The organism is Anaerosacchariphilus hominis, from assembly GCF_014290175.1.
GTDB classification, from domain to species: Bacteria; Bacillota; Clostridia; order Lachnospirales; family Lachnospiraceae; genus Laedolimicola; species Laedolimicola hominis.
On sequence record NZ_JACOOR010000007.1, the window covers coordinates 99204 to 115073 of the forward strand.

At 53.5% G+C, this 15870-nt stretch carries 17 protein-coding genes and 1 riboswitch; of the genes, 15 read left to right on the forward strand and 2 right to left on the reverse strand.

Annotation, left to right across the window (positions count from 1 at the left end; all coding sequences use genetic code 11):
* Nucleotides 1–97 precede the first annotated feature (97 nt).
* A complete protein-coding gene (locus tag H8S44_RS16975; protein WP_408609387.1) occupies nucleotides 98–250 on the reverse strand; it encodes a hypothetical protein in 153 nt (50 codons plus the stop codon).
* Here H8S44_RS16975 and H8S44_RS12415 point away from each other — a divergent pair.
* From H8S44_RS12415 to H8S44_RS16610, 7 genes are all read left to right on the forward strand, one after another.
* The gene (locus H8S44_RS12415) at nucleotides 183–1355 is read left to right on the forward strand and encodes a sirohydrochlorin cobaltochelatase (protein WP_408609388.1); all 1173 of its coding nucleotides are present in this window, start codon (nucleotides 183–185) and stop codon (nucleotides 1353–1355) included. The two genes, H8S44_RS16975 and H8S44_RS12415, sit on opposite strands and share 68 nt — an antisense overlap.
* 25 nt (nucleotides 1356–1380) lie before the next feature.
* A complete protein-coding gene (locus H8S44_RS12420) occupies nucleotides 1381–1935 on the forward strand; it encodes a hypothetical protein (protein WP_186873741.1) in 555 nt (184 codons plus the stop codon).
* 158 nt (nucleotides 1936–2093) lie between these two features.
* Nucleotides 2094–2552, forward strand: a complete 459-nt coding sequence (locus tag H8S44_RS12425; protein WP_186873742.1) for a hypothetical protein — start codon at nucleotides 2094–2096, stop codon at nucleotides 2550–2552.
* Nucleotides 2549–3691, forward strand: a complete 1143-nt coding sequence (locus H8S44_RS12430; RefSeq protein ID WP_186873743.1) for an ABC transporter substrate-binding protein — start codon at nucleotides 2549–2551, stop codon at nucleotides 3689–3691. Before H8S44_RS12425 ends, H8S44_RS12430 begins: the two co-directional genes overlap by 4 nt.
* 28 nt (nucleotides 3692–3719) lie before the next feature.
* The gene (locus tag H8S44_RS12435; protein ID WP_186873744.1) at nucleotides 3720–4763 is read left to right on the forward strand and encodes a FecCD family ABC transporter permease; all 1044 of its coding nucleotides are present in this window, start codon (nucleotides 3720–3722) and stop codon (nucleotides 4761–4763) included.
* Between the two features lie 4 nt (nucleotides 4764–4767).
* Nucleotides 4768–5898, forward strand: coding sequence for an ABC transporter ATP-binding protein (locus H8S44_RS12440; protein ID WP_186873745.1), 1131 nt, complete (start codon nucleotides 4768–4770; stop codon nucleotides 5896–5898).
* Between the two features lie 129 nt (nucleotides 5899–6027).
* Complete coding sequence (locus H8S44_RS16610) at nucleotides 6028–7980, forward strand: glycoside hydrolase family 25 protein (protein ID WP_186873746.1); 1953 nt, start codon at nucleotides 6028–6030, stop codon at nucleotides 7978–7980.
* 187 nt (nucleotides 7981–8167) lie between these two features.
* On the opposite strand, the gene H8S44_RS12450 is transcribed toward H8S44_RS16610, so the two are convergent.
* Nucleotides 8168–9352: an acetate/propionate family kinase gene (locus H8S44_RS12450; protein ID WP_186873747.1), complete on the reverse strand. Its 1185-nt coding sequence runs from the start codon at nucleotides 9350–9352 to the stop codon at nucleotides 8168–8170.
* 218 nt (nucleotides 9353–9570) lie between these two features.
* Here H8S44_RS12450 and H8S44_RS12455 point away from each other — a divergent pair, with 218 nt between their 5' ends.
* The 8 genes from H8S44_RS12455 to thiD all read left to right on the forward strand — a co-directional run bounded on the left by H8S44_RS12455 (nucleotide 9571) and on the right by thiD (nucleotide 15870).
* Nucleotides 9571–10539 carry a 2-hydroxyacid dehydrogenase gene (locus H8S44_RS12455; RefSeq protein ID WP_186873748.1) on the forward strand — a complete coding sequence of 323 codons (969 nt, stop codon included), beginning with the start codon at nucleotides 9571–9573 and terminating at the stop codon, nucleotides 10537–10539.
* A gap of 76 nt (nucleotides 10540–10615) precedes the next feature.
* Nucleotides 10616–10719, forward strand: a riboswitch (TPP riboswitch).
* Nucleotides 10720–10794: 75 nt separating this feature from the next.
* Nucleotides 10795–10989 carry a sulfur carrier protein ThiS gene (gene thiS, locus H8S44_RS12460; protein WP_186873749.1) on the forward strand — a complete coding sequence of 65 codons (195 nt, stop codon included), beginning with the start codon at nucleotides 10795–10797 and terminating at the stop codon, nucleotides 10987–10989.
* Nucleotide 10990: 1 nt separating this feature from the next.
* A complete protein-coding gene (gene thiF / locus H8S44_RS12465) occupies nucleotides 10991–11626 on the forward strand; it encodes a thiamine biosynthesis protein ThiF (RefSeq protein WP_186873750.1) in 636 nt (211 codons plus the stop codon).
* A gap of 42 nt (nucleotides 11627–11668) precedes the next feature.
* Nucleotides 11669–12439 (forward strand): thiazole synthase, encoded by a 771-nt coding sequence (locus H8S44_RS12470; protein WP_186873751.1) that lies wholly within the window; start codon nucleotides 11669–11671, stop codon nucleotides 12437–12439.
* A gap of 13 nt (nucleotides 12440–12452) precedes the next feature.
* The gene (gene thiH, locus H8S44_RS12475) at nucleotides 12453–13706 is read left to right on the forward strand and encodes a 2-iminoacetate synthase ThiH (RefSeq protein WP_186873752.1); all 1254 of its coding nucleotides are present in this window, start codon (nucleotides 12453–12455) and stop codon (nucleotides 13704–13706) included.
* A complete protein-coding gene (locus H8S44_RS12480) occupies nucleotides 13699–14331 on the forward strand; it encodes a thiamine phosphate synthase (protein WP_186873753.1) in 633 nt (210 codons plus the stop codon). The genes thiH and H8S44_RS12480 overlap by 8 nt, the downstream gene beginning before the upstream one ends.
* A 1-nt stretch (nucleotide 14332) precedes the next feature.
* Nucleotides 14333–14977: a thiamine phosphate synthase gene (gene thiE / locus H8S44_RS12485; protein WP_186873754.1), complete on the forward strand. Its 645-nt coding sequence runs from the start codon at nucleotides 14333–14335 to the stop codon at nucleotides 14975–14977.
* 86 nt (nucleotides 14978–15063) lie between these two features.
* A complete protein-coding gene (gene thiD / locus H8S44_RS12490) occupies nucleotides 15064–15870 on the forward strand; it encodes a bifunctional hydroxymethylpyrimidine kinase/phosphomethylpyrimidine kinase (RefSeq protein WP_186873755.1) in 807 nt (268 codons plus the stop codon).

A 15870-nucleotide genomic window follows, 5' to 3' on the forward strand; every position in this document is an offset into this window, starting at 1 on the left:
CGGAGCCGGACAGGTGTGATAAGATGACAGACAATCCGACGATCCAGACGATCGTCGGATTTTTTTGTTTGATTCCTTCTGCTCTTATATTTTTCATTTAACTTAAAATATTTTTCGGGAGGAAAAGAAAGATGAAAAAGAAACTGGTAACACTTTTATGCGTAACCACTCTGACAGCATCCATGCTGGCAGGCTGCGGCAGCAAGGCTGAGACGCCGGCTGCAGACACTACTACTACGGAAGAGACCACAGACGCTGCAGAGGAGACTGCAGACGACGCGGACGCAGATCAGGCTGCAGCTGACAACGTAGCAGCCCTGATTGACAAGATCTATGTTCAGGAGAGAACAGAGACCACAGACGCTGACTGTAAGGCAGCCAAGGAAGCATGGGACGCTCTGACAGACGCTCAGAAGGAGCTGGTAGAGGGCGAGAACGCTGACCCGGATTACTTCGGACGCGACACCGGAGACGCTTCCAAGGATGATCCGAGAAACCAGGACGAGATCGGCGAGAACGAGCTGCTGGTAGTAAGCTTTGGTACTTCCTTCAATGACAGCCGTGTAGCTGATATCAAGGGTATCGAGGACGCTCTGGCAGAGGCAAATCCGGACTGGTCCGTAAGACGTGCCTTTACCGCGCAGATCATCATCAACCATATCCAGGCCCGCGACAGCGAGGCAATTGACAACATGGATCAGGCTCTGGATCGCGCAGTTGCCAACGGCGTAAAGAATCTGGTAGTACAGCCGACCCATCTGATGCACGGCGCTGAGTACGACGAGCTGATGGAGGCGGTAGACGCATACAAGGATAAATTTGAGTCTGTAAAGGTAGCTGAGCCGCTTCTGGGCGAGGTTGGAGCAGACGCTTCCGCAGTCAACGCTGACAAGAAGGCTGTTGCCGAGGCTATTACTGCTGAGGCTGTAAAGACGGCTGGTTTCGATACTCTGGACGCAGCAAAGGAAGATGGCGTGGCATTTGTATTCATGGGTCATGGTACCTCCCATACCGCAAAGGTTTCCTACAGCCAGATGCAGGCACAGATGAAGGACCTGGGATATGAGAACGTATTTATCGGAACCGTAGAGGGCGAGCCGGAAGATACTGCATGTGAGAATGTGATCAACGCAGTAGCAGAGGCCGGTTACACCAAGGTTGTGCTTCGTCCGCTGATGGTAGTTGCAGGCGACCACGCAAACAACGATATGGCAGGCGACGATGATGATTCCTGGAAGAGCATGTTCAACGCATCCGGCAAGTTCGAGAGCGTAGACTGCCAGATCGCAGGTCTGGGCGAGATCGAGGCAATTCAGAATCTCTATGTAGCTCATACCGCAGAGGCTATGAAATAAGTAAGGATAAAGGACAAGAAAAGAAATGAAGAAGAAAATCATCGCGTTAATGGGAATGGCAGTCTTAAGCTGTACACTGGTTATGGGCTGCGGCAGTAAGACAGAGACACCGGCGGCAGAGACCACCACAGAAGCGGAAAGCTCTGATGAGGTGGCTGCCGAGACAGAGGAGACTGCAGAACCGGAAGAGACTGCAGGCACCACCCTGGAGGACGGCGTTTACACCGCGGACTTTAATACCGACAGCAGCATGTTCCATGTAAATGAGTTTTACGAAGGAAAAGGAACTCTGACCGTAGAAAACGGACAGATGACCATCCATGTGGTCATGCCTTCCACGAATATTGTAAATCTGTACGAAGGTCTGGCAGAGGACGCCCAGAAGGATGGCGCAGAGCTTCTGCAGCCCACCGTAGAGACCGTAGATTTCGGCGATGGTACAGAGCCGGAGGAGGCCAATGCCTTTGACGTACCGGTACCGGCACTGGGCGAGGAGTTTGATCTGGCGTTGATCGGAACCAAGGGCGTATGGTATGACCATAAGGTCAGCGTATCCAATCCGGAGCTTCTTCAGGACTGAGAATTTAGTATCGTATAGAGCACTTGTGGCTATGTGCGTAAAGAAATGATTCAGGGGGCTGTTGTAGAATGTGCAGAACGTTTTGCGGCAGCCCTCTTGTTCCTATAACAGAAAATACCGATGGCAGGATTCTGATTTGAATAAAAAGGAGTAAGACAATGACAATCGATGAATTACAGCTGGCAGACGGCAATTATACGGTAGAGGTAACTCTGGAGGGCGGCAGTGGCCGGGCGACCATAGAATCTCCCACAGGATTGTGCGTAGAAGACGGACAGGCGACAGCAGAGATTGTATGGAGCAGTAATCATTACGACTATATGATCGTAGGCGGCGAGAAGTATCTTCCGGTGAGCACCGATGAGCATTCGGTGTTTGAGATTCCGGTGGAAGTGTTTGATGAGGGGATGGATGTGATCGGCGATACCACAGCCATGAGCACGCCCCATGAGGTGGAGTATACACTGACCTTTGCATCGGATTCTATCAAAGGAGAGAACGGCGGCGCGGCAGACAAATCAGGTTTGTCCACAGTGGCGGCAGGCATTGTGATTGTGGCAGTAGCGGCAGCCATTGCAGCAACTGTGATTCGGAAAAAGAGGAATACAAAAGCATGAAAAAGAAACTGACGGCACTTGTGCTGTGCCTGGCAATGAGTCTGGGTCTTGTGGCCTGCGGGGCGGGCGGATCCGCCCGGGAAGAAAACAGTACGGATATCAGCAAGGAGCTGACCTACACAGACAGTACGAAGCTTCTATACGCGCAGAAATTTACCATTGACAATTATGAGGGCGGCTACGCGCTGGTAACCATTGCGGATGACGGACGTTTTCTGGTGGTTCCGGAAGGGAAAGAAGCGCCGGCAGATCTGGCGAAGGACATCACCGTTTTGCAGCAGCCCATTCAGAATATATATCTGGTAGCTTCGGCGGTCATGGACATGTTTGTGTCCCTGGACGCTTTGGACAGCATCCGGTTCAGCGGAACCAGGGCAGAGGGATGGTACATCGACGAGGCGAAGGCAGCCATGGAGAACGGCGATATCCTCTATGCAGGCAAATATTCCGCGCCGGATTATGAACAGATTCTGGCGGAGAACTGTGGTCTGGCCATCGAGAATACCATGATTTCCCATACGCCGGAGGTACAGGAACAGCTGGGGAAATTTGGGATCCCTGTGCTTGTGGATCATTCCAGCTATGAGCCGAACCCTCTGGGACGGACCGAATGGGTGAAGCTCTATGGTCTTCTGACCGGCCATGAGGAAGAGGCAGAGGCAGCCTTTGCGAAGGAGGCGGACGCATTTGAGGCCATCGGCGGGGAAGAAGCCACCGGCAAAACCGTGGCGTTCTTCTATATTACCAGCAATGGCGAGGCCAACGTGCGGAAAACGGCGGATTATCTGCCGAAAATGATCGAGCTGGCCGGAGGTACTTATATCTTCCCGGATCTGGGAGACGAGGATGACGCCACGTCCACCATGTCCATGCAGATGGAAGAGTTCTATGCAGGGGCGAAGGACGCAGATTATATCATTTACAACAGTACCATCGAAGGACAGCTTTCCTCTGTGGAGGATCTGCTGGCCAAGAGCCCGCTGTTGCAGAAATTCAAAGCGGTACAGGAGGGGCATGTGTACTGTACCACCAAGAATCTGTATCAGTCCACCATGGAACTGGGAACCATTACCTCGGATATCCACCGGATGCTGGTGGGGGACGACGCGGATCTGACTTATCTGTATAAGTTGAATTAGCTGACAGTGACAGAAGGGAACGAGAACTATGAGGAACATAACTGGCGGCAGAAATGCCCGAAAGAAAGGAAGATACTGGGCGGCATTTCTGGTGCTGGCGGTACTGGTGCTGATTTTTATGGTCTTAAGCATCTGCATCGGAACCGTGAATATTCCCGTTTCGGAGATTCCAGGAATATTGGGAAAGAACGGAAGCGACGATACCTACACGGATATCGTCATGGGCATCCGTTTCCCCCGGGCGGCTGCAGCAGGTATCCTGGGCGGCGGTCTGGCCCTGTCCGGGTATCTCTTACAGACCTTTTTCCATAACCCCATCGCAGGCCCCTTTACCCTGGGTATTTCCTCCGGCGCGAAGCTGGTGGTGGCCCTGGTCATGGTGGCGTCCCTGGGAAATGCCCTGCGCTTAAGCTCCTGGGTGATGATTGTGGCGGCCTTTGTGGGAGCCATGATCTGCATGGGCTTCGTGATTCTCATGTCGAAGGTGATGGATCAGATGTCCATGCTCATCGTCAGCGGCGTCATGATTGGCTATATCTGTTCGGCGATAACGGATTTTGTGGTGACCTTCGCGGATGATGCGGACATTGTAAATCTGCACAACTGGTCGAAGGGAAGCTTTTCCGGCATGACCTGGGACAATGTACTGATTATGGCCATTGTGGTCGGCATCACCGCTATCTGTGTCTTTCTCATGTCCAAGCCTATCAGCGCCTATCAGATGGGAGAAGCCTACGCCAAAAATATGGGGCTGAATGTGCAGGTATTCTGGATTCTGCTGGTGCTGTTATCAAGCGTTCTGTCGGCCTGTGTGACGGCCTTTGCTGGGCCTGTGTCTTTCGTGGGAATCGCGGTGCCTCATCTGGTGAAGAACCTGTTCGGGACGGCGAAGCCGATCCTGATGATACCGGCCTGCTTTCTGGGCGGCGCGGCCTTCTGCCTCTTCTGCGATCTGCTGGCCCGGACCATGTTCGCTCCCACAGAGCTGTCTATCAGTACGGTGACAGCGGTATTTGGCGCGCCAGTGGTCATCTATATTATGATTCACAGAAAGAAGGAGAGGACGGAGTAGACTTATGGACAGACCTGGGGAATATTATTTCTATACGGAAGGACTGACCGTGGGTTACCATGGCGTCCCTCTGATTAAAGATATCAAAATCAGCCTGAAAAAGGGTGAGATACTGACCCTCATCGGTCCCAATGGCGCGGGAAAGACCACGATTCTGAAAAGTATCATAAGACAGCTGGCCCCCTTGGGCGGCGTGGCAGTGCTGGACGGCAGGGCCATGGGCGACTTAAGCGGAAAAGAACTGTCCCGGAAGCTTTCTGTGGTGCTCACCGAGCGCATCCATCCGGAAATGATGACTTGCCGGGATGTGGTTTCCACAGGCCGTTATCCCTATACAGGCAAATTTGGCGTGCTGTCGGAGGAGGACTGGGCTGTGGTGGATGAGGCCATGGATCTGGTGCATATCCATGAACTGGCGGATCGGGATTATACGAAGACCAGCGATGGACAGAAGCAGCGGGTCATGTTGGCCAGAGCTCTTTGTCAGCAGCCGGATATCATCGTGCTGGACGAGCCCACTTCTTTTCTGGATATCCGTTATAAACTGGAATTTCTTTCCATTCTTCAGAATATGTCACGGACACGGAATCTGTCTGTCATCATGTCATTGCATGAGCTTGACCTGGCAGGCCGTATTTCCGATAAGATCGCCTGCGTCCGGGGAGATAAGGTGGATCGGTTTGGCACGCCTGAGGAGATCTTTACCGAAGGATATATCCCGAAGCTGTACGGCATGACGGTGGGAACCTACGATGAACTCACCGGAGATCTGGAGCTTCCGGCCGTGGAGGGGGAACCGAAAGTCTTTGTCATCGCCGGGAACGGCACAAGCACGGCAGTGTTCCGCAGACTCCAGCGGGAGCGGATCCCCTTTGCAGCGGGGATCCTGTGGGAAAATGATCTGGATTATCCGTCGGCCAGGGCCCTGGCTGTGCGGACTGTCAGCGTACCGGCCTTTCAGCAGATCAGCCCCGGGGCTCTGGAAGAGGCGAAAGGGCTCATAGACAGCTGCGACAGCGTACTCTGTCCCTTGGAGCCTTTGGAAACGGAAGCCGGGACGGGAATGGCTGCGGGGCTTTCGGAGCTTCTGGCCTATGCCCGGAGCAGTGGGAAAATCAGAACGGAACTCCCATAAATTACATGCGACATTTTGATCCGGAACAGTTGAAAATGAGGGGGAAGGGTGTTATAGTTAGTAGGAAAACGACTAGAAGAGAGAACCCCGCATGACAAACAGATACGAGGAGCAAAAGAGGAGTAGAAAATGAGAGGGAAGAAAGTTACAGCGCTGATGCTTTCACTTATCATGACAGCATCACTGCTTGGGGGCTGCGGTTCCAGAGCAAAGGTAACGGAGGATATGATTCCGTCGGTCACAGACCTGCGAGCGGACGGAGAGGCAGAGGCAGAGGCCAGCGTCATGGGACTGAGCATGAACAAGTCCTATGTGGCAGAGCTCATCAGACTGGACGGAGACAATACCGAGATGGCCTCCGTGGACGCAAAGGAAGTGCCGGTAGTACTGAAGGCCACATCCATTGCCAAGGACCTGAAGGTCAAGATCGTAAACAAGCGAAACGACAAGGTCATCATCGGAACTGCCTTTGAGGTGACGGTGACGGATTCCGCAAAGAATAAGAAAAACTACAAGGACGACGATAAGGACGGTATTATCTATATTAAGTCCATGGAGCCGGGCAAGTGTACAATTTCCATGAAAGCCTCCGGTTCCTACAGCGCTCCGGCGGACATTACAGCCACGGTCAAGGCGAAGATTGATTATAAGGCCATCGATGTCACCGACGAGATTAAAAAAGAGAGTGAAATCAACGCAGCCAAAGAGGATGCGAATACCAATGGAAACAGTGGAGCGGGAAGCGCAGAGAAGCTTTCCGACACCGTAGAATATGTTGAGAGCTCCAAGACAGAGGTTACCGAGGAGGTTAAGACCCAGAAGGTGGACAGTTGGGGACAGAAGGTTTACGCCAAGCAGCAGACCGATGATTTCGGAACCCCCGTGTATGAGAAGATTAAGTCTGAGCCGGACAAATATCATGTGGATAAGGACGGCGACGGCAAGTGCGACCGCTGTGGAGCCACCATTAAAAAAGAGGAACCGGGCCACAGCCACAGCTATACGAAAAAGGTCGTGATCACAGAGCCCACCTGTACCACAGAGGGTGCTTATGAGATGCAGTGCCCCGAGGACGGCGCCAAGGGTGAGACCGGAACCATTCCGGCCCTGGGCCATGAAGATGAGAACAGCGACGGTATCTGTGATCGCTGCGGAGCGTCCGTCGGCGCCACACCGGTAGAGCCGACTCCGGCTCCGGAAGAGCTGACTGGAGAGGGAGCCGCAGTGGTGGTGCGTGGACTGATGCTTCTGGCAGCCGCACCCACCGAGAAAATCGTATACGACGAGACCAGCCGTCCCATCTACGACACCAAGAGCGACCCGGTCTACGAGGTGACCAAGAAGGTCACAGGATACAAGTATACAGGCTGGCAGACCATCGACGGAGCTACCTATTACTTCGATAAGAACGGCAATAAAGTCACCGGATCCCAGGTCATTCAGGGTATCCAGTACACATTCAGCGGCGACGGTGTCCGCTCCGGCACCATCGGTATCGATGTATCCAAGTTCCAGAGCAGCATCAACTGGAAGAAGGTCAAGAACGCAGGCATTAACTTTGCCATCATCCGCTGCGGATACCGTGGATACGGTTCCGGCGTCCTGGTGGAGGATCCCATGTTCGCGTCCCATATCTCAGGCGCGAAGGCAGCAGGCTTACGGGTAGGCGTTTATTTCTTCAGCCAGGCCATCTCTGAGGCAGAGGCCGTTGAGGAAGCAAGTATGGCCGTGAAGCTGGCCCGTCGCTATGGTATCAACATGCCCATCGCCATCGACAGCGAGTATGCCGCAGGCGGTCGTGGCCGTGCCGACGGACTCTCCAAATCCGAGCGGACCAAGATCACTATCGCCTTCTGCAACACCGTAGCGAACTCCGGCTATACCCCCATGGTATACGCCAGCAAGTCCTGGTTCGGAGAGCACTTAAGCGTCTCATCCTTCCCGGGTAGCTACCGTATCTGGGTAGCCCATTACGCTGCCAAATGCGGCTACAGCGGCCGCTACGATATCTGGCAGAACACCTCCAGGGGTTCCGTGGACGGCGTCAAGGGCAACGTAGACATGAATATCAGTTCCATCTAAGTACATACAAAGAGCTCTGCAGCCGTTTATGACTGCAGAGCTCTTGTCCCTTTTATGTAATAGGAAATTCCGTTGGAATTTCCTATTACATAAAAGGCACTTCGTGCCAGTATGCGCACTCGCGCGATAAGGAAGTTTGTCGCAAGCGACCGCGCTCGGCGCGAGAATGTGCAAGGCACATTCTTTTTTATAAAGAATAGGAATAGGTCTTCCGGGCAACCCCCAGCTCCTCGTTGGCCGGGATCACATGCACCATCACAGGAGAATCTTCCTGAGAGATTACCACATTTCCCCCATCGCAGTTCTCATTCCTGACCGGATCCAGCCAAACGCCCATGTGTCGTAACTGATTGCACACAGCCTCCCGGATCCGTATCCCATGTTCCCCGATTCCTCCGGTAAACACCAGATGATCGAGACCGCCCAGCTCCGCAAAATAAGCCCCGATATGCCGTACGATGCCATTACAGAATATATCGATGGCCAGTTTCGCCCGCTCATTTCCCGCATCAGCCGCTTCCTGCACGTCCCGCATATCATTGCTGACGCCCGAGATGCCTAAAAGGCCGCCCTTTTTCGTCAGCCCATCCAACACTTCGTCCAGAGACAGACCTTCTTTCTGAAGGAAAGGCACGATAAAGGGATCAATATCCCCGCAGCGGTTGGACTGAATCACGCCCACCTGCAGGGAGATACCGAAGCTGGTATCCACGCTCTTTCCGTCGTTGATAGCGCAGAGAGATCCGCTGCCGCCCAAATGGCAGGAGATAGCTTTCCCCGTGGAGCCATAGAGCTCTGTCAGCGTCTCTGCCACATAGCTGTGAGAAGCTCCGTGATAGCCCAGACGCTGGATGCCGTACTTCTCATACCACTCCCAGGGAATGCCGTAGATCCGCCGTTCCGGGGGAATGGTCTGATGGAAAGCCGTCTCGAAGGCTCCCACCAGCATGGCGTCGGGCGTCAGCTTCTGAAACTGCCGGATGGCCTCCAGATAAGGCTTATTGTGGGCCGGAGCCACCACCATATAGTCCTCCATGCCCTGAAGCACCTCCGGGGTCAGCTCGTGGATGCCGTAGTGATCCCTGGACAACACCGTCTTGAAGCCGATGCGCTCCAGTTCCGCCAGATCCGACAGCAGGCCCCGATCCGGGTCGAGAATCTGGTCGAGAAACAGCTGAATGCCCTCTGTATATGTGGGAACAGACAGCCCTTCCTGAAAGATCCGATAGTCCCCTGGGCCGGAGTAATGGAAGATGGCGGAATCCGTACCGACCCGCTCCACCTTGCCCTCGGCCAGAACCAGCTCCTCGGGCATGTCAAACAGCTTGAATTTCAGTGACGTGCTCCCTGCGTTACAGACTAAAATTTTCATGTAAAACCTCCTGAAATAAATTGTTCGTTAAAAAATACACAATAATGTTAAAAAATTATCAATAAGATCTTGCAAAAAGAAAACCCACCTGTTATTTTATTAGTATAGCAAAAACAAAAACGATACACAATAAAAAGAGCAGCCGGGAAACGCAAAGCAGCCGTTGGGGGCAGAGAAGACAGCAATGCGGACCCTGGTGGAATCAGGAGGAAGATACAATGATCAAAATGGCATTTTTCGACGCAAAACCCTATGAGGTAGAAGCATTTAAAAAGTGGAGCACCGATGATATTCAGATTCGTTACATGGAGCATAAGCTGAATGCCCAGACCGTAGATTCTGCCAAGGGCTGCGATGTGGTGTGCGCGTTTGTAAACGATACCATCGATGGGGAGGTTCTGGAGGAGCTTCAGAAGCTGGGTGTAAAGCTGGTGGCCATGCGCTGCGCCGGATACAACAACCTGGACCTGAAGGCTCTGGGCGATCTGAAGGCAGTCCGCGTACCGGCTTACTCTCCCCACGCGGTGGCAGAGCACGCCATGGCCCTTCTGCTGACCCTGAACCGGAAGACCCACAAGGCCTACAACCGGACCCGTGAGTTTAATTTCAGCCTGAACGGACTGACCGGCGTGGATCTGTACGGAAAGACTGTGGGCGTGGTAGGTACCGGACGGATCGGAAGAATGTTCATCGATATCTGCCGGGGATTCGGTATGAAGGTCATCGCCTACGATATGTACCCGGCGGAGGGCATCGACTACGTGGATCTGGATACCCTGTTCCGAGAGAGCGATTTCATCTCCCTGCACTGCCCGCTGACAGACGAGACCCATCATCTGGTAGACGAGAAGCGCTTCGCCATCATGAAGGACAGCGCCATCCTCATCAATACCTCCCGCGGCGCCCTGGTGGACAGCGTGGCTCTGGTGGAAGCCCTCTGGAACAAGCAGCTCCGGGCAGTGGGCCTGGACGTGTACGAGGAGGAGGCCAACTACTTCTTCGAAGATTGTTCCGGTGAAATCATCGATGACGCCACCCTGCAGCTTCTGGTGTCCATGCCCAACGTACTGCTGACCTCCCATCAGGCCTTCCTGACGGAAGAGGCCCTGTCCAATATCGCCGAGACCACCCTGAACAATGTAAAGGAGTTCATGCTGAACGGCAATCTGGTAAACGAAATCAAATAATATGCAGAAACTGTACAGGAAATTTTGAAAAGACCTTGTTCTTTTATGAAAATCGATCTATAATGCAAAAAGACAATAAAACAGACGGGAGCTTGTATACAGGCTGAGAGGAAGGTGTGACCTTCGACCGAGAACCTGATTTGGATAATGCCAACGTAGGGATACCTGAGCAAAAAAGGAAAAACGGAAAGCTACCAAATCGGCGGCTTTCCTTTTTGTTTTACTGCGAAAAATTATGGGACAGGAGAAGAAGGCATGGTAAAAGTAAACGGAACAGAGCTTAATATCGCCGGAAAAACCGTGGCGGAATATCTGGCCGGAACCAATTACGATCCGAAGCGGATCGCAGTGGAGCGAAATGGCGATATTGTGCCAAAGGCACAGTATGAGACAGTGGTGCTGGCGGACGGCGACAGCGTGGAAGTGGTCAGCTTTGTGGGAGGCGGCTGAGATGATACCGACAAAGGAAGAATGGTACCGGGCCCTGGCAGACCGGCATGGGGAAGCCTTCCAGAAAAGGGCAGAGCACACGACCGTGGCCATCTGCGGCCTGGGAGGCTTAGGCTCCAATATCAGTATCTGCCTGGCAAGAGCCGGCGTGGGAAAGCTGATACTGATTGATTTTGACCGGGTGGATATCTCGAATCTTCACCGGCAGCAGTACAAGGCAAGCCAGCTGGGTCTTCCGAAGACGGAGGCGCTGGCGGCAAATCTGAAAGAAATCGCGCCCTATATCGAGCTGGAACTCCATACGATCCGCATTACGGAGGACAATATAGGAGAGCTTCTTACGGATGCGGACCTGATCTGCGAGGCCTTTGACAATCCGGAGTGCAAAGCAATGCTGGTCAATGCAGTGCTGGAGAAATTTCCGGAGAAATATCTATTGTCTGGCTCCGGTATGGCCGGTATGGACAGCGTGAACCGAATACAGACCCGGCGGGTTACGAAGCGGTTTTATCTCTGTGGGGACGGCGTCAGCGATGTGAAGGAGTGCGGTACGCTGGTTTCCAGCCGGGTCATGACCTGCGCAGCCCACGAGGCCCATATGGTGATACGGATTCTGGCGGGAGAGCCGGAGCCATAGAAGAGTATAAAAAGCGAAATTTAAGAGAAAGAAGGTATACATATGAACAACGATACATGGACGCTGGGGGGACATGAATTCCATTCCCGTTTTATTCTGGGATCCGGAAAATATTCCCTGAACTTAATCGAGGCTGCGGTAAAGGACGCAGGAGCAGAGATCATCACACTGGCGGTACGCAGAGCGAACACCAGAGAGCATGAGAATATCCTGGATTATATTCCGGACCATGTGACACTGCTTCCCAATACCAGCGGCGCGAGAACTGCGGAAGAAGCAGTCCGTATCGCGCGGCTGGCCAGAGAGCTTGGCTGCGGCGATTTCGTAAAGGTGGAGATTATGCGGGATTCCAAGTATCTTCTGCCGGACAATCAGGAGACCATTAGAGCCACCGAGATTCTGGCGAAGGAGGGCTTCGTGGTCATGCCCTATATGTATCCGGACCTGAATGTGGCAAGAGATCTGGTGAACGCAGGAGCGGCTTCCGTTATGCCGTTGGCGTCTCCCATTGGATCCAATAAGGGACTGGCCACAAAAGAATTTATCCAGATCCTGATTGATGAAATCGATTTGCCGATTATCGTGGACGCCGGTATCGGAAAGCCCTCTCAGGCCTGCGAGGCCATGGAGATGGGAGCTGCGGCGATTATGGCCAATACGGCGCTGGCCACAGCAGGCAATCTGCCGCTTATGGCTTCCGCTTTCAAGGACGCCATAGAGGCCGGACGAAACGCGTATCTGGCAGGGCTTGGAAGAGTGCTGACCAGGGGCGCGGCAGCCTCCGATCCGCTGACCGGATTTCTGCGGGATTGAGAGGTGTGAGCACATGGAAAATCAGTTCTTTGTAGACTCGGAATATCTTTCCGAAAAAGCGCTGGAGAAGAAGCATAAGCTGGAGACGGATCCCTCATCCAGAACCAATCATATGGAATATATGCCGGGCATGGAACAGATCGACTCGGACATCTGTGAGAAGGTCATGTCCCAGGTGGCGTCCTATGATTATCAAACGTACACAGAGAAGGATGTAAAGGCAGCTCTGGAGCACCGTACCTGCTCCGTGGAGGATTTTAAGGCTTTGTTATCTCCGGCGGCGGAACCCTTCCTGGAGCAGATGGCAGAGCGGGCCAGATGGGAGACCAGTAAGCACTTCGGCAATACGGTGTATCTGTTTACGCCCCTTTATATCGCCAATTATTGTGAAAATTACTGTGTATACTGTGGCTTCAACTGCTATAACCACATTAACCGCATGAAGCTCAATATGGAGCAGATCGAGAAAGAAATGAAGGTTATCGCCGACAGCGGTATGGAGGAGATCCTGATTCTGACCGGTGAGAGTCGTGGTAAGAGCGGCGTCGATTATATCGGCGAGGCCTGTAAGCTGGCAAAGAAGTATTTCCGGATGGTGGGGCTGGAGATTTATCCGGTCAATTCCGATGAATACCGGTATCTTCATGAATGCGGCGCGGACTATGTGACGGTATTTCAGGAGACCTATGATACGGATAAGTATGAAACGCTGCATCTGATGGGGCACAAGCGTGTATGGCCCTACCGGTTCAACGCCCAGGAGCGGGCGCTGATGGGCGGCATGCGCGGCGTGGGCTTTTCGGCGCTTCTGGGGCTGTCGGATTTCCACAAGGACGCGCTGGCAAGCGCGCTGCATGTCTATTATCTGCAGCGGAAATATCCCCATGCGGAAATGTCCCTGTCCTGTCCGAGACTGCGTCCGATTATCAACAACGATAAGATCAATCCGCTGGACGTCCATGAAAAGCAGCTGTGCCAGATTATCTGCGCATACCGGATCTTTTTGCCCTACGTGGGGATCACCGTGTCCTCAAGGGAGAGCGCGTCCTTCCGGAACGGGATCGTGAAGATTGCGGCGACGAAGGTGTCTGCAGGCGTATCCACCGGTATCGGGGATCATGAGAGTAAATACAGTGGCAAGGACGACGGAACAGAGACCGGCGACGAGCAGTTTGAGATCAACGACGGGCGGAGCTTTGAGACCATGTATGAGGATATCACGGAGGAAGGACTTCAGCCGGTGCTGAATGATTATGTGTATGTCTAATGTGTTAGTGATTACAAACCGTAAGCTTTGCAAAGAGGATTTTTTCGGGCGTATAGAAGCGCTGGCTGCGGCGGGACCCAAGGGTATTATTCTGCGGGAAAAGGATTTGCCGGAGGCGGAATATCTGGAACTGGCGCGTCAGACGGCAGAAATCTGCGACAGATATCGGACGCCCTGTGTTCTGCATAGCTTTCCGGGGATAGCCCTGGAGCTGGGGGTAAAGCGGCTCCACCTGCCGCTGCCTATCCTGAGGAACTTATCCCCGGATGAGCGGGCGTATTTTACCGTGCTGGGCGCGTCCTGTCATTCCGCGGAGGACGCCCGGGAGGCGGAAACTTTGGGATGTACCTATATCACTGCGGGGCACGTATTTGATACAGACTGCAAAAAAGGACTGCCCGGGCGGGGACTGGAGTTTTTGAAACAGGTGTGTGAAAGCGTGAAGACACCTGTGTACGCCATCGGTGGAATCGCTCCAGAGAATTATAAAGAGGTGATGGCTGCGGGGGCGACAGGCGTGTGCGTCATGAGCGGCGCTATGGTATGTGAAGCGCCGGGACACTATCTGTCAGCCTTTTCAGAAAAGACAGAACAGGCAGCGAACACACAGAAGGGGATAAGATAGAATGAAATTTAAGAAAGAGATGCTGCTGCTCTATGCGGTGACGGACCGGCACTGGACCGGCGGACAGACGCTGGAAGAGCAGATTGAGGAAGCTCTGGCGGGAGGCGTGACGATCCTGCAGCTGCGGGAAAAGAATCTTCCGGAAGAGGAATTTCTGCAGGAAGCTATCCGGGTAAAGGAAATCTGTCATCGCCACGGCGTCCCGCTGATTATCAACGATAACGTGGAGGTAGCCCTGAAAAGCGGCGCGGACGGTGTCCACGTGGGGATCGAGGACGCTCCGGTCAGCGAGATTCGCGCCCGGGTTCCGGCGGACTTTATCATCGGGGCCACCTGTAAGACGGTAGAGCAGGCGAAGAAGGCAGAGCAGGCAGGCGCGGACTATATGGGCGTAGGAGCCGTATTTCCATCGCCGACCAAGACAACGGCCATTCGGATTACCAGGGAGCAGCTCTATGAAATCTGTACCTCCGTACAGATTCCGGCGGTGGCCATCGGCGGTATCACTGCAGAGAACATCACAGAGATCCGGGGCGGCGGCATGGCCGGAGCGGCTGTGGTTTCCGCTATCTTCGGAGCGGCGGATATTCCCAAAGCAGCGGGAGAGCTGAAGAAAAAGGTAAAAGAGATAGTAACGGGCGCATAAAGCCCGTGAAAGCGGCAGACCGGGGGCACCACTCTCTGTCGCGATAGAAAAATAATGCGAAAACAAAGGAAAAGAGGAAAACACAAATGAGAACAGCATTATCAATCGCAGGCAGCGATTCCTGCGGAGGCGCCGGCATTCAGGCAGATCTGAAGACTATGACCATGAATGGAGTGTACGCGATGACAGCGGTTACCGCACTGACAGCGCAGAACACCACCGGCGTAAGAGCAATCCAGGAGGCAACTCCGGAATTTTTGGGACAGCAGATTGACGCGGTATTCGAGGATATTTTCCCGGACGCGGTCAAAATCGGAATGGTATCCGCAAGCGAACTGATTCGTGTCATTGCAAAGAAGCTGCGTGATTACGAGGCAAAGCATATCGTGGTGGATCCGGTCATGGTAGCTACCAGCGGCTCGGTGCTTCTGAAGACAGATGCAGTGGAGACACTGGAAAAGGAGCTGCTGCCTCTGGCAGAGGTGGTGACGCCCAATATTCCGGAGGCGGAGATTCTGTCCGGCATGGCTATTAAAACCAAAGAAGATATGCTGGCGGCGGCAGAGAAAATCAGTAAAACCTATGGCTGCGCCGTCTTATTAAAGGGCGGGCACAGTATCAATGACGCCAACGACTATCTCTATGCAAATGGGGAAGGCCACTGGTTCGAGGGCAAGCGCATCGACAATCCCAATACCCATGGAACCGGCTGTACCCTTTCCAGCGCGATTGCTTCCAATCTGGCCAAGGGCTATGAACTTCCGGAAGCGGTAAAGCGGGCGAAGGATTATATCTCCGGCGCGCTGGGAGCCATGCTGGATCTTGGCAAGGGATCCGGCCCTATGAAGCATGCCTTTGATCTGACGGGTGAATTTGCGAAGGAGGTGCGGTAA